At 35.7% G+C, this 13478-nt stretch carries 10 protein-coding genes; 3 read left to right on the top strand and 7 right to left on the bottom strand.

All coding sequences use genetic code 11. The annotated features are described in order from the left end of the window. Positions 1–173 precede the first annotated feature (173 nt). The 4 genes from CQA44_RS09815 to CQA44_RS09800 form a co-directional block, all read right to left on the bottom strand. The gene (locus CQA44_RS09815) at positions 174–488 is read right to left on the bottom strand and encodes a hypothetical protein (protein WP_115547068.1); all 315 of its coding nucleotides are present in this window, start codon (positions 486–488) and stop codon (positions 174–176) included. A gap of 207 nt (positions 489–695) precedes the next feature. Next, on the bottom strand, positions 696–1553 hold the full coding sequence (locus CQA44_RS09810; protein ID WP_115547067.1) for an ATP-binding protein: 858 nt from the start codon (positions 1551–1553) through the stop codon (positions 696–698). Between the two features lie 1129 nt (positions 1554–2682). Next, a complete protein-coding gene (gene folD, locus CQA44_RS09805) occupies positions 2683–3546 on the bottom strand; it encodes a bifunctional methylenetetrahydrofolate dehydrogenase/methenyltetrahydrofolate cyclohydrolase FolD (protein WP_115547066.1) in 864 nt (287 codons plus the stop codon). A 49-nt stretch (positions 3547–3595) separates the two neighbouring features. Next, complete coding sequence (locus CQA44_RS09800; protein ID WP_115547065.1) at positions 3596–4657, bottom strand: transaldolase; 1062 nt, start codon at positions 4655–4657, stop codon at positions 3596–3598. A gap of 85 nt (positions 4658–4742) precedes the next feature. Here CQA44_RS09800 and CQA44_RS09795 point away from each other — a divergent pair, with 85 nt between their 5' ends. Genes CQA44_RS09795 through trmD form a run of 3 tightly spaced genes read left to right on the top strand, consistent with a single transcriptional unit; the run spans position 4743 to position 7687 of the window. Beyond that, positions 4743–5996: a DegT/DnrJ/EryC1/StrS family aminotransferase gene (locus CQA44_RS09795; RefSeq protein ID WP_115547064.1), complete on the top strand. Its 1254-nt coding sequence runs from the start codon at positions 4743–4745 to the stop codon at positions 5994–5996. A gap of 33 nt (positions 5997–6029) precedes the next feature. Then, positions 6030–6965, top strand: a complete 936-nt coding sequence (locus CQA44_RS09790; RefSeq protein ID WP_115547063.1) for a D-2-hydroxyacid dehydrogenase — start codon at positions 6030–6032, stop codon at positions 6963–6965. A gap of 44 nt (positions 6966–7009) precedes the next feature. Continuing rightward, entirely contained in the window at positions 7010–7687 is a 678-nt protein-coding gene (trmD, locus tag CQA44_RS09785; RefSeq protein WP_115547069.1) for a tRNA (guanosine(37)-N1)-methyltransferase TrmD, read from the top strand. A 1225-nt stretch (positions 7688–8912) separates the two neighbouring features. Here trmD and CQA44_RS09780 read toward each other — a convergent pair. The 3 genes from CQA44_RS09780 to CQA44_RS09770 all read right to left on the bottom strand — a co-directional run bounded on the left by CQA44_RS09780 (position 8913) and on the right by CQA44_RS09770 (position 13097). Beyond that, entirely contained in the window at positions 8913–10637 is a 1725-nt protein-coding gene (locus CQA44_RS09780; protein ID WP_115547062.1) for a proline--tRNA ligase, read from the bottom strand. Between the two features lie 400 nt (positions 10638–11037). Continuing rightward, entirely contained in the window at positions 11038–12114 is a 1077-nt protein-coding gene (locus CQA44_RS09775) for a 7-cyano-7-deazaguanine synthase (protein WP_115547061.1), read from the bottom strand. Between the two features lie 77 nt (positions 12115–12191). Beyond that, positions 12192–13097: a sel1 repeat family protein gene (locus tag CQA44_RS09770; RefSeq protein WP_115547060.1), complete on the bottom strand. Its 906-nt coding sequence runs from the start codon at positions 13095–13097 to the stop codon at positions 12192–12194. Positions 13098–13478 lie beyond the last annotated feature (381 nt).

Below are 13478 nucleotides of genomic sequence, written 5' to 3'. Positions count from 1 at the left end.
TTGAAAGACAAACTCGGGGGGGGGGGTCTTTCCATAATTGCTTTGCATTTAAACACATGCCGCATACCATTCTTAGACATCAAATGTATCACTTGAGGTTGATAAACTCTAGTGCAACCCCATTTTTTCATCTGTTTTTGGGGTAGTGGTATCTCTTATCTCTTTTGCAATCATTACTTAATAAGCTTAATGTGCGTGTCAGAGATTTTCTCTAACTTGTAATCCCTCAATTTATTCAACACCCCAATGCCACCTCCAGCAATGGCAATAGTGGCTGCGAAAGCTATAAAATCCTCCGCTGCGGGTGTAGCCATTCTCCTACTCGCAATGATTGCTGCTGCAGCTGCAAATAAGATATAAACCGCCCAAGCTATCTTTCCAGTGGCTTTTATTTTGAATGTGCCGCGTGCCAAATTTCCCTCTATCTCTATACAATCTTCTTCGTTTTTTAAGGCTTGTGCTAATTCTTTCTCATCTTGAATTTTCATTCTAGCTCCTTTATCTCAAATTCTCTCTTGTTGCAATATTAAGCACCGTCTTTCCGCTCATTACAAGGTGGTTTGCAGAAAGTTACATTCAATAAAATCGCACCATATACTAATCATTCTATTCCTTTGCTATTTCATTTTGTTTTAAGTTATGACATTTAGCACATTATAGCAAAAAAAGATTCCCATCTCTAAAAGTGCCTTTTATTAATCCTTCTTAGAAAATGCTGTGGCTTTGATGGATAGGAAATCTTGTGAATCTAAGAATCTCTCATCGCAAAAGCTATTAGCATGTAAATTACTAAAAGCATTTTTGAGAGATTTAAACAAAAGAGGATTGTGAGATTCTAAATGTTTAAGTAATTGCTTACTTTCTTCTCTAGCGCGCGGTCGTTTATCTTGCGGTAACCAATTAATTGGACAGTTGCAATCGGGTGCGATATAAATGTGGTTGCTTGCGATAAAATCAATGATTTGTCTCTCTCGCACAAAAATTAAGGGACGAATGACGCCCAAACCATTTGCTGCCTTATAATATGGCGGCATAGAGCGAAGAGAACCATTATAGGTGAGATTCATAAGAAAACTCTCTGCTGCATCATCTAAATGGTGTGCAAGTGCAATTTTATTAAAGCCCCTCTTTAATGCGATATTATAAAGCTCACCCCGCCTCATTCTTGAGCAAAAAGAACAATAAATGCTACCTTCTTTTTTATGATTCTCTAAAATCTTGAAAATTTCTGTGCGATTGAGTTCGTAGGGGATTCTTAACTTTTCACAATATTCAAAAATATAATCATACTCCCCTCCCCTCCCATAATCTACTGTCATAGCAAGAAACTCAAACTTAAAGGGGGCATGCTGTTGAATATGCGCGAGCAAAGTCGCTAGCAACATAGAATCTTTGCCTCCACTTAAACCTAACAGGATTCTATCTCCCTCATTAATAAGCTTATAAGTCGCATTCGTCCTGCCTGTGATACTTAAGATTTTTTTACTAATAGTCGGTTTGTAGTGCGTTGTATCTGTGGATTGTGCAGAATCTAAAAGAGCAGGTTGTTGCATGACATTCCTAATATCGCAAAAATAAACTTGTAGTGTAGCAAAGAAATGCCTTTAGTGCAAGATGAAGATTCTAGATTCTATGTCATTTGCAGGTAGGGCATTGTTGCTACAAGACTCGCTAGAAGCGAATGTTAGCATGATTTGCCCACATAACATTGCTTGAGAAGCAAAATTCTTTAGTTTTCTAGCGCAAAATTCAGAAAGATAATACGCAAAACTTGGATTATACATTGTTATTAGGCAAAGCACACTGCCATTTTATTGTCAATAAACTAAGCTTTGTCTTGATAGGCTGTAGTGTATGAAACTTAGAATCAATAGCCGTAAGTTAAACTTCTGTATAAAACTCAAATTAACTCTCATAAGGAGTATCTGCAACGGGCTGAATAAGTTGCTGTATTTGCAATCCCATATTTATGAATGAACAGGCAAACTGAAGTTACCTTGAATGCCTAGTGAAAGCTTGAATATTGAATCAAATTGGCTACCTCATCTAATGCCCATGTCCTCCAACACAAAGCCAAGCATTAAGCCAGCATTAATGAGCAAATTTACTATCTCTAAAACTATTTTGTATCATCTCACCTTAATTGAGCTATAAACACACACATTACGTGTTATTTAGAATAAAAACATTGTGTTTTCTCTTTTGTATAGAGCTTCTCAAGAATATAGGGAATAGATTGATGAGATGACATTTAAGCAAAAACCCACTGTTCATTAAACAAGATTGACAAGCTCTTTATTTATGCAATAAAGCATGAGAATAGGCTTTGTTAATTTCTAAAAACTATTCCTCTTAACTTTCCATTAGTTACCGCTTACTAATGAGTGATTTATGACTAGAACTTAATGATTGTTAAATTAGGGCAAGAGAAAACTTGATAATATGTTTTATGTCATTGCGCTATTAACCCTAAAGACTCCTTATCTCAAATCAACCTTAAACCTGCATTAATGATAAGTCAGCTAATAAAAATATCAAGAGATGGAAAGACTAAAGAATCCCAAAACATTAAAAATTTAAGCTTTTATTAGAAGTTTCAAATAAGATACTTAACCTAACAGCAAACTTACCAATAAACAATCAAAGGCGATGAGGTTGTGAATCTGTGGTTTCGATAACATATTAAAGAGATAAACTGATTCTGCTTGCTCGTGCCTTTGCACTCTTGAGAGTATTTTGCAAGAGCGAAACAATTGTCATAGGACCAACTCCACCTGGCACAGGGGTAATGAATGCACATAAGGGAGACACATTCTCAAAATCTACATCACCTACAATTTTGCCATTGTCTAAACGGTTGATTCCAATATCTACAATGGTTACCCCTTCTTTTACCATATTTTTAGTGAGGAGATTTTTCTTTCCAACTGCTACACAAATAATATCTGCTCTTTTAGTGTAAGAATCAATATCCTTAGTGTGAATATGGCAAATGCTCACCGTTGCACCAGCATTGAGCATAAGTGCGCTTAATGGCTTACCTACAATATTGCTCGCCCCGATAATCACAACATCTTTTCCCTTAATATCAATATTATAGTGTCTTAGTAGAGACATAATGCCTAGTGGAGTAGCAGGCACAAAGCCAGAAATCCCGCTATGGAGCTTGCCGCTATTTTGCGTATGAAATCCATCAACATCTTTATGCGGCAACACAGATTCTAGAATCTCATCTGTGTTAATGTGTGCGGGTAAGGGAAGCTGTATAAGGATTCCATCAAGATTATTGTTATTATTCAGATTCTCAATCATACCCAATAAATCTTTTTGGGCAATATTTGCAGGCATTTCATAGAGAATAGAGGTAATTCCTACCTTTTTGCAAGCTTTTGCTTTCATATTCACATACGTCTGACTTGCAGGATCGTTTCCTACTAGAATCACAGCAAGACTTGGGGTAACACCCCTTTGAGAGAGTTCTAATACTTCTTTAGCGATATCTTCTTGTATGGTATTCGCTAATTTTTTGCCGTCCATTAAAACCATAGTACTCCTTGAGCTATATTTCTTCTTAATCTTAAAATGAAACTCTTTCTTAGCTAAGAGAATCTAGCATATCTTTAAAGCTTTGTTTAAAACTTTGTAACCCATCTTTTAAGAGTTTTTGCTCTATTGTCTCAATAGACAGCCCCTGAGAATCTAGGTGTTTCTTAATATCTTTAAAAACCTTGCTATGAAAGATTGGGGTATCAGAGGGATTAATCGCCCGAAGCTTTTTATAATCAATTTCTTGCAAAGTCGCTAAAGGCAGCGTATTAACACAATTCTCAAAAGCTAAAGGATAGACATAATACCCCATGTCATTATAAAGAGCATTTTTCTCTTTTACCCCTGTGCTAGCAAAAAGGATTCTGAAATTTGCATTCTCATTGTTCGCTTGGAAGTCCTCATAAATATCTATCGCGTTGCATATTCCATATTTGCCCCGTAAAGAATCTGGTAATACAAAATCCATTTCTCTATCAAAACGCGACACAAAAACACTAATAATACCTTGAGGATTGCAAAGAGTATGCCCGCAATCATGTGATACAGCGTCTGTATGATGAGCGCGCTCCTTGTAAGCTTCATTAAAAGCCTGCAACACTCTTCTTGCTTGCTCCTTGCTAAAAACCAAAGTGGCATTGACATTAATGCCCTTACTCATAATCCTTTGCATAATTATAAAGCCGCTTTGCGTAGCGGGTACTTTTATCATGGCATTGGGACATTTTAGCCTCTGCCACAACCTTACGCCCTCATGCACACTTGATTCTATATCATCGCAAAAATTGGGATCAATCTCAATGCTAACAAGTCCATTTTGTGGGTTTTTCTTATAGAGATGAAGAAGAATCTTGGCTGCACTCTGTATATCCTGCAAAGCTAAGTTCTCATAGATGGTTTTTGCTTGCAATCCTTGTGATAATGGCTGTCTATGTGAATCTAAATCTTTTCGCATTTGTGCAATTTCTTTTTCATAATTTCCGCTTTTTAATGCACTTGCGAAGATGCTCGGATTGCTTGTTGCCCCTTCAATGAATTCTTGTTTGACTAGTTCTTGAAAGGTTGTTTGCAGAAAGTTACGTTCAATAAAATCGCACCATATACTAATCATTCTATTCCTTTGCTATTTCATTTTGTTTTAAGTTATAATATTTAGCACATTATAGCAAAAGATTCCAATCTCTAAAGGACAAGCTATGCTCCCACATTTTATTCCTTATAGCACACAAAATATTACCGAATCTGATAAAGATGCGCTGATAGAAGCTCTGTTTTCTTCACATCTTACACAGGGTTGTCGTGTGCAGAGATTTGAAGAAAACATTGCTACCTTTCTTCACATAAAGCATGCTATTGCCTGTAATTCCGCCACTTCCGCTCTTTACATGGCGTTTGCAGCACTCAAAGAATTTATTAGGCAAGATGAATTTATGCAAGATTCACTCTTAGCCGATTCCATGAGACTAAAAAAAGCAAGAGATTCTAAGAAATATAGCATTATCACAACTCCCATAAGCTTTGTAGCAACTAGCAATATGATGCTAGCCAATGATATAATCCCTATCTTTGCAGATATTACAATGGACGGGAATCTAGACCCTAAATCTTTAGAATCTTATTTGCGTGAAGATACGATTGCAATTTGCTCGGTTGATTATGCGGGTAAAAGTGTAGAGAGAGATAGTATGCGTGCCTTTGCCAATCAACATAAAATTTTATGGATTTCAGATTCTAGCCATGCCTTTGGCGCAGAATTTTATGGAGAAAAGATAGGTGGTAGGGAAATTAACAACACAAAAACAACCCCTGCACAAAAAGATAAGGACGCGGATATAAGCATCTTTAGCTTTCATGCAGTGAAACCATTTACCACCTGTGAAGGGGGTGTTCTTGTTACGCAAAACGATTATTTTGCTAACATTGCGAGGCTGATTTGCTCTCATGGTATAGAGAAGAAAAGCTTCCACAATCATGATTGCATAAGATTAGGATTTAACTTTAGAATGCACGAATTAAGTGCAGCCTTAGGTATCTCGCAGCTGCAAAGATTAGAATCCTTTCTCATTGCAAGAGAAAAGATTGCAAGATTCTATGATGATTATTTTAAAGATAATCCTTATTTCTATACGCCCAAAATACAGCATTATCAAAAAAGCACTAGACATCTTTATCCTCTCTTGCTAGATTCTAAATATCTCTGTATGAAAGAATCTCTTATCAATGCTCTTATCACACAAAATATTGGTGTTCAAGTACATTATAAGCCTATTTATCATTTTTTGTATTATAAACAATTAGAATCTACTTTAGGAATTACTTACCCATTGCTACATAATGCAGAGGATTTTTATCATGCACAACTTTCTATTCCTTGTCATCAAAATATGAATCTTGACACTGCAAAACAAGTTGCAGAGAGAATCTTGCAAACCTTTGAAAAGATTTGTTAATATTGTGTATATTTAAGATTTTAAGGAGACAACATGAATATTGTTTTGCTAGATTCACTCACTTTAGGTGATTTTGATTCAAGGATTTTTGAATCACTTGGAAATTTTACCTCTTATCTAACTACCAAAAAAAATCAAATTATAGAACGATGCAAAGATTCAGAAATTATTATTACCAATAAAGTCATCTTAGATTCTACCATCATAGAATCCTTACCTAGACTTAAACTGATTTGCATAGCTGCAACCGGTATGAATAATATTGACTTGCAAGCCGCAGAAAAAAGGGGAATAGCCGTGCGTAATGTCGCTGGATACTCCACACGTGCAGTGGCACAACATACATTTATGCTAGCCTTAAGCCTTTTAGGAAAATTGCCTTATTATTCACATTATGTTGCAAGCGGAGAATGGGTAAAGAGTGAAATTTTTTGTCATTTGCTTTATCCTATTGTTGATCTGTACAAGAGAGAGTGGGGTATTATCGGACTAGGCAGCATTGGAAAAGAAGTGTGCCGTTTAGCAAAAGCCTTTGGTGCGAATGTAAGCTACTATTCTACTAGCGGAAAGAATACGCAAGCAGAAATTCCCCATAAAAGCCTTGATAATCTACTTGAAACAAGCGATATTATCTCCATTCATGCGCCCCTAAATGAAAAAACACACAATCTTATCACAGCAAAGCAACTTGAGAAACTTAAAAAGGGAGCAATTTTGCTTAATCTTGGACGCGGCGGCATTGTTAATGAACAAGATGTAGCTAATAACCTTAAGAAACAAGACTTTTTCTTTGGAACTGATGTCTTAGAGAAAGAGCCTATGAATGCCAATCATCCGCTTTTAGATTCTACAATTACCCAAAAAGTTATTATTACGCCGCATATTGCATGGGCTTATAGAGATACTAAGCAAAGACTATTGGAAATGGTGGCTGACAATATCAAGACTTTCTTACAAAAGCAATCTTAGAGATTGTGAAATTTGCGCTAAGACAAGCAATAAAGCAAGATAGTATGAAGCTTAGTTTTTTTACCCTATTTCCTGACATTATTACTGCATACTTTAATGTGAGCATCATAGGACGTGCTTTGCAGAATAAGCTAATAGACCTAGAATGTGTCAATATTCGAGACTTTGCTACCAATAAATATAAAAAGGTTGATAACACTCTTATTGGTGGTGGTGCTGGCATGTTGCTTGAGCCTTATGTTTTGCATTTAGCTTTGCAGCATGTCAAGGATTCTAGGATTATCTTTCTTAGCCCCTGTGGTGCAAAATTTGGCTATAAGGATTCTAAGAGATTGAGCAAATACCAGCACTTATCTTTTGTATGCGGTCGTTATGAAGGATTTGATGAGCGTATTATTGAAATGTATGCCACAGAAATTTTTAGTATTGGAGATTTTGTGCTTACAGGAGGAGAATTAGGGGCTTTGTGTATGGCAGATTCTGTATTGAGACATAAGAATGGTGTGCTAGGTAATGTAAAATCTTTAGAGGGGGAAAGCTTTGAATCTAATCTCTTAGAATCTCCTAATTTTGCAAAATCTAAAGCATTTGATAGGACTAGCAATATCCTTCCTACCTCAGAATTTCTTAAAGGAAATCATGCCGTCATTGATAAATTAAGAGGAAATATGGCAAGAATGAAAACACAATATTTCAGACCAGATTTATTGAGTTTGGCTTAGCACAGATTGGATTTAGATATTCTTTGTTACGTTAAAGTTGATTCATTTAGATTAAACAGCTTTTTTAATCTCTTTGCATTTTCATAAGGAAGCTCATTGAAACCTATCGCTTTTACTTCACAGTTATATTTTCTATAAATTTCATGTTTATGTACTAGATGCGAGGGGGGGGGTATTTTTAGACCTACACACTTTGGCTACATCACCTCATCGCTTTCCTCATTGTTTTAATGTTGAGAAAGAGCGGAATTAGAGTGAGTTAGACATTGTAAAGCGTATGTGTTGTGGGTAAGCAACAAAACAAACCCGCTTAGCACAAATTAATAAAAACACAAAATTCTTCGATTGGCAGAATAATCTCTAACCACAAACAAGCTTAGGAATCCAACTCACCCTATCGCCAACAAAATGGCTACTCCTCGATTTGCACACTCGATAACTAATCGACTTCTCTCTTTCGGGAAAAATCGTTTCTTCACGCACTTTCTTAATAAACTTAGAACAATCTGTTGCTATGCTTTCCAAACAATAGATAACACTTCTTTTATCTTCACTTTTCATCTTTATCACAGATAATCAAGTCTTCCGTCTAGCCAAAACATCATAAACACATAATATTTAAAATCCTGCCTAGATATATTGCATAAAATCAAGACCTAATTGCATTTAGAATGCAATTTATCTTGTCCCGTATCTGAATCTAATCTAGGTAGAAGTTCTAAACAATAGTGAAACTTTAAGGACACATTCTGTTTAGCTAACATCTATTCCTCTTTGGCATTAAAAGCAATATTTGCGTGTATCGCCATGTATGATTGCTCCCTCTGGACTGCATACTTTTAAAAAATGCTCTCTCATTACCTTGCCTTCTGAATAGTCTCAAACAGGAGCATAAGTCATTTCATTTATCAAGTCTAATGAATATTATACCCCTATGATGCAATACATCATAGAGAGATTCCTAATCTTATTGTTGATTTAATAATTTTGCATTGATATTTCAAGTTTTTTAAACACACTCAAGAAATCCTTATCAATGACTAATATGTGGGCAGGAAAATAGCTAACTTGATTTGCAAACGCATTTGTGTTATTGTTTGATAAGGTAGCTTTCCTTGTTGTTTTTAGTAAGCGAGGGAATTTGCCCCCTCCCCCACTAACACATAAATGACAGCATAGAGATTCCTTATAATCAAGACAGATAAAGGCATATAAATTCTAAACCCTAGATTCTATGTAGCTCTTCATACACATGCTCACATGCTATCTCCCTTCTTTCAAGCCCATCTCTTTTTACAATTTCTACCTTACCCTCTATGAGATTTTTACCCACAATAAGAGCATATTCAAAACCAATTAACTCAAAATCTTTCATCTTAGCCCCGAATCGTAACTCTCTATCATCTAGTATTACTTCAATACCAGATTCTAAGCAATGCCTATAAATTTCTTCTGCCTTGCTAACTTCTGCTTCATTTTTTACATTAGAAATAATAATATCAAGCTTAAAGGGCGCAACATTGCCCCAAATGCAGCCGAATGTATCGCTTTTTTGCTCCAAAATTGCAGATAGCAAGCGCGTAACTCCAATCCCATAACAGCCCATAATAAAAGGAGAAGATTGACCATGAGAATCTAAAAAACAAGCCTGTAAAGGAGAAGAATATTTGGTGCCTAGCTTAAAAATATGCCCAACCTCAATGCCTTTGGTGTAGCTTAATTCCCCGCCACACTTTATACATAAATCTCCTTCTTGGACAGCCACTAAATCATAATAAAATAAATCCTCAAATTCTGCTAAATTCACACCTACATAATGAAACTCATGCTCATTTGCACCGCATATCAAATCCTCATTGTCGCGTAATTCAGAATCAAAAACAATAAAACGAGACTTTGTAATGCTGCGTAAATGTATAGGACCAATAGAACCTGCAGGAAGATTGTATCGCTGCAAGAATTCGTTGTCTGCCTCTATCATATCAATAATATCACAATCTATTTCTTTGAGAGCATTAAGTGCTTTCGTAGATTCTAATTTATCTTTACCCCGCACAAAGAATACGGCAATCTCCTCTCTATCCTTAAAAATAACTTTTTGCACCACCGCCTTTATAAGATAAAAAGGGCTGACTTGAAAAAATCTGCTCAAATCATCTATGGTTCTTACTCCCGGTGTATGAAATTTATGATAAGGACTTGTTGCTCGTGGCGACATATTATCGCAAGTTCTTGCTACTCTTTTAGCTGCTTCAATATTGGAGGCATAATCACAATTTTTACACACCACAATGGTATCTTCTCCGCATTCGGCTAATACCATAAACTCACGGCTACCACTTCCTCCAATAGCCCCGGAATCTGCTTCTACAACACGAAATTGAAGCCCTAATCTTGTAAAAATCCTACTATATGTATCATACATATTCATAAATTCTTTATCTAAAGAACACTTATCGGCATGGAAGCTATAAGCATCTTTCATAATAAATTCTCTTGCACGGAGCAAGCCAAATCGCGGTCTTGCTTCATCGCGAAACTTTAAGTGAATCTGATAGAGATTAAAGGGAAGTTGCTTGTAACTTTTTATATAAGTTTTCGCAATTTCGCTCACGCACTCCTCATGTGTTGGTCCTAGTACAAATTCTGCATTCTTTCTGTCTGTAAAAATTGCTAATTCGCCATATTGTGCATACCTACCGCTTTTCTCCCAAAGTGGGGCAGGGGTAAGAAAACCCATTGTAACTTCATTTGCTCCTGCCCTATTCATCTCTTCTCTTATAATCCCTTCAATCTTATCAAGAACAATCTTGCCCAACGGTAAAAAGTTGTAGATTCCACTGCCAATTTGATGAATAAATGCTGCACGTAATAGATAAATATGGCTTTTTAACACTGCATCTTTTGGAATCTCCTTTATTGTAGGGGCAAAAAGTTTTGAAAATCGCATAATATTCCTTTGAATTAATTTTTAATTTCTCAGCAAGAATAAAACTGCATTATACTCAATTACAGGCTTAATTATGTCTTAAGAGTTGATTTCAGAAACTAAAATACCTAATCTTTGTAGGAAATAAAAGAGGCTAGTCATTAATGATTTGCACTTTATTTCACTTATATACTAAAGACAAAAGCCCACGAAACACTTCACTCTGATATATTCATTGATGCGCTTTAACAATACTAACACTCGCAAGCCTAGTCTGCATTTGTCTAAGGCAATAAGAATGATTCTATATTCAATTTTCTTGGATATGAATTTATAGAAACACCGATTCTATACAACGGCGGTAAAGCGGCATGATTGATATGCTTTTCATAGAGAGAATCAATGTATGGTAAGCACGAGATTATTGAGAAGGGTGCAAAAATAAATATTGATTTGCTTCCTCTCTTGAACAAGGCATCAGAGAAAAATGTTTTTCTCCAATTTGTATATTATATGATTGATTAGAATCTGTTTTACAATAGCCCAACACAATACGTCCAGCAAGAATTTTTTCAGAATCTGTGGCACTTTTATCAAGCAAAGCCAAAGGTCCTTTAGCATCTTTGGGGATAATCTTGTCCATTTTACCATGAGTAATGTCAAGCTTCTTGTTTTCTTCCTCATTGCGGGCGATGACAAGTCTTGCCCCATCTTCTAGCACCATATAACGTCCGACTTTAAAAAGCACTACGTCTTCAAAGACGACTTCTCTATGCGAAACCATATCTTTAATTTTGAGAGCAACTGCAGTATCTGTAAGTAAGCAACCTCCGCCTGGCTTTTCATGATATTTCCAAGCATATTTTTTAAGCATTGCTAATTGTGTTTGCCTGCCTCTGCCGCTAACATCTAAAAGCTTGTCTCTATTAACCCACTTCATTTTTTCGGGGAAAGTTTCAGGCAAAAGCTTTGCACTCATAGGTCGCAAAATAAGCTCATCAAGTGTTTTTGGCTTTGTAGGATCGCTGCCATCACGACTAAGAATAGAATCATAAAGAGGATTCTCGCCGATTCCTCTCACAAGCTGCCTTACTTGGTCTAATGCTTCTCTTCTTTGACTTTTTGGTCTCTGCCCTAGTACTTCACCACTAATAGCAAAACTTGCTCCAAGCTCTAGCATTTTAGCAAAAGCATGTGAGAACATATTAGCATGACAATCAATGCAAGGATTAAAGAATCTGCCATAGCCAAATCGCGGTTTAAAGAGAATTTTACTAAAAAAATGTTTAGCAATATCAATTTGGATAAGCTCTGCACCTACCTGCTCTGCGGCATGATATAAATATTCACTTTTGTCCTTATTGCTACCAAAGCCAATGTTAAAGTTGAGAGCATAGACCTTAATTCCTTGTTCGTTTAAAAGCTGCATAGAAATCATAGAATCTAATCCGCCACTAAACAAAGCTACGGCACTGATGGGTTTTGTGTTATTTGACATAGTTTCTCCATTTTGTATCCAAGAATTCTTGGAATATCAACAAAGTTTTGTAATACAAAAATTTATAACGTTGGCTATTACCTGCGCTTAATAACAGGGGAACCCAATTCATCGACTTGTGCTTTTCCCTTACTGCTTTCAACGCAAGCAGATTCTAGACCTAGCTTGCAAGCTTTCTGATAAAACTCTTTTGCACGAGTATAGTCATTTTCATATTTATCTAGCCAATGAGCAACATATCTACAAGAAAGAGCCTCATTAAGTGCGCAAGAACGTTTAAAGTATCCTATATTTTGCAGCGACTGTGAAGGTAATCGCACAAAAGGGGCTATCGCATAGCCTAATTCTAAGCCCTTATCAATATAGTATTCCACATCTGCATAGTTATCAATCACCCTTAAAACACGCGCTCGATAGAAACAAGAAGTAGCATCGTCATTTTTACATTCTTTTTTTGTGAGATTAAGTGTTTTATCTACAATACGTTCGTCATTAACGCCCTCTAAAACAGGAGATATAGCATTCGTAATAAATTCATCGTTATCATCAAGTGCTTCAAATGCAAAAAATACATTCACACAACCAAGACTAACATTGCTCTTGCACGCCTTAAGGCTTTGCTTAACACTGATTGCAAGCTGCCTTGCAAATATTTGACTATTATATTCTTCTAACGCACGTTCTTCGCCTATATAGTAAGCATTAAGACAATCTATTGTAGAGCCATTTCTGCATTCATTATAATAAAGCTTGTAAGCTTTGTCGTATTCATCATTTGCTACTGCAATATTAGCAGAGTAACTAGTCGTTAATCCATGCTTTTTATTCATATCTTCATGTAAGGCAATCATTTTATTAATACTAATCTTATCTTCATTAAGCTTGGCTTCATCTTTAGTAGCACAAGCCGTCACAAAACAGATTAAAAAGATTCCTAGCAAAAATGGGTAAATAGCCTTTTTAAATATCTCCAATGTTTTCATAAAATATCCTTGAATGTTTAAAAAGATAAGGATTAGTATAGCTTAAAATTATAATTTTACTATGAGAAAGTAAAGGCGTGATTCTAAAATAAAATCTTGGGAACAATTCATAACATAACACATAAAAAATTATTCTCAAATATTATTTTTTGCTGTATTGCATTTAAAAAAGTGAAATACAAAAAGCCGCTGAGTTTTAAAAACTCAAGAGACTAAATCTTAAATAAAACAAAGGAGTAAAATGAAAATAAAAAGCTCCTAACTCAAGGAGCATATAAAAGGAGTGGAGAGTAACAAAATCTTTACATGTGGGGTAAGCAAAGATTTTGAAAAAGGTTTTTACCATATTAGGAACTTGGAGGGGGTAACCTTCTATAGTAA

Source organism: Helicobacter sp. MIT 14-3879 (assembly GCF_003364125.1).
Note: the sequence above shows the minus strand (reverse complement) of the source record. Positions and strands in the feature narration are given on the sequence as shown.

Bases quoted from the DNA above. Each gene is read 5' to 3' on its own strand.
- folD (WP_115547066.1), bottom strand. From the start codon at position 3,546: ATGGTTTTAATGGACGGCAAAAAATTAGCGAATACCATACAAGAAGAT.
- trmD (WP_115547069.1), top strand. From the start codon at position 7,010: ATGAAGCTTAGTTTTTTTACCCTATTTCCTGACATTATTACTGCATAC.
- CQA44_RS09815 (WP_115547068.1), bottom strand. From the start codon at position 488: ATGAAAATTCAAGATGAGAAAGAATTAGCACAAGCCTTAAAAAACGAA.
- CQA44_RS09800 (WP_115547065.1), bottom strand. From the start codon at position 4,657: ATGATTAGTATATGGTGCGATTTTATTGAACGTAACTTTCTGCAAACA.
- CQA44_RS09770 (WP_115547060.1), bottom strand. From the start codon at position 13,097: ATGAAAACATTGGAGATATTTAAAAAGGCTATTTACCCATTTTTGCTA.
- CQA44_RS09780 (WP_115547062.1), bottom strand. From the start codon at position 10,637: ATGCGATTTTCAAAACTTTTTGCCCCTACAATAAAGGAGATTCCAAAA.
- CQA44_RS09775 (WP_115547061.1), bottom strand. From the start codon at position 12,114: ATGTCAAATAACACAAAACCCATCAGTGCCGTAGCTTTGTTTAGTGGC.
- CQA44_RS09795 (WP_115547064.1), top strand. From the start codon at position 4,743: ATGCTCCCACATTTTATTCCTTATAGCACACAAAATATTACCGAATCT.
- CQA44_RS09790 (WP_115547063.1), top strand. From the start codon at position 6,030: ATGAATATTGTTTTGCTAGATTCACTCACTTTAGGTGATTTTGATTCA.
- CQA44_RS09810 (WP_115547067.1), bottom strand. From the start codon at position 1,553: ATGCAACAACCTGCTCTTTTAGATTCTGCACAATCCACAGATACAACG.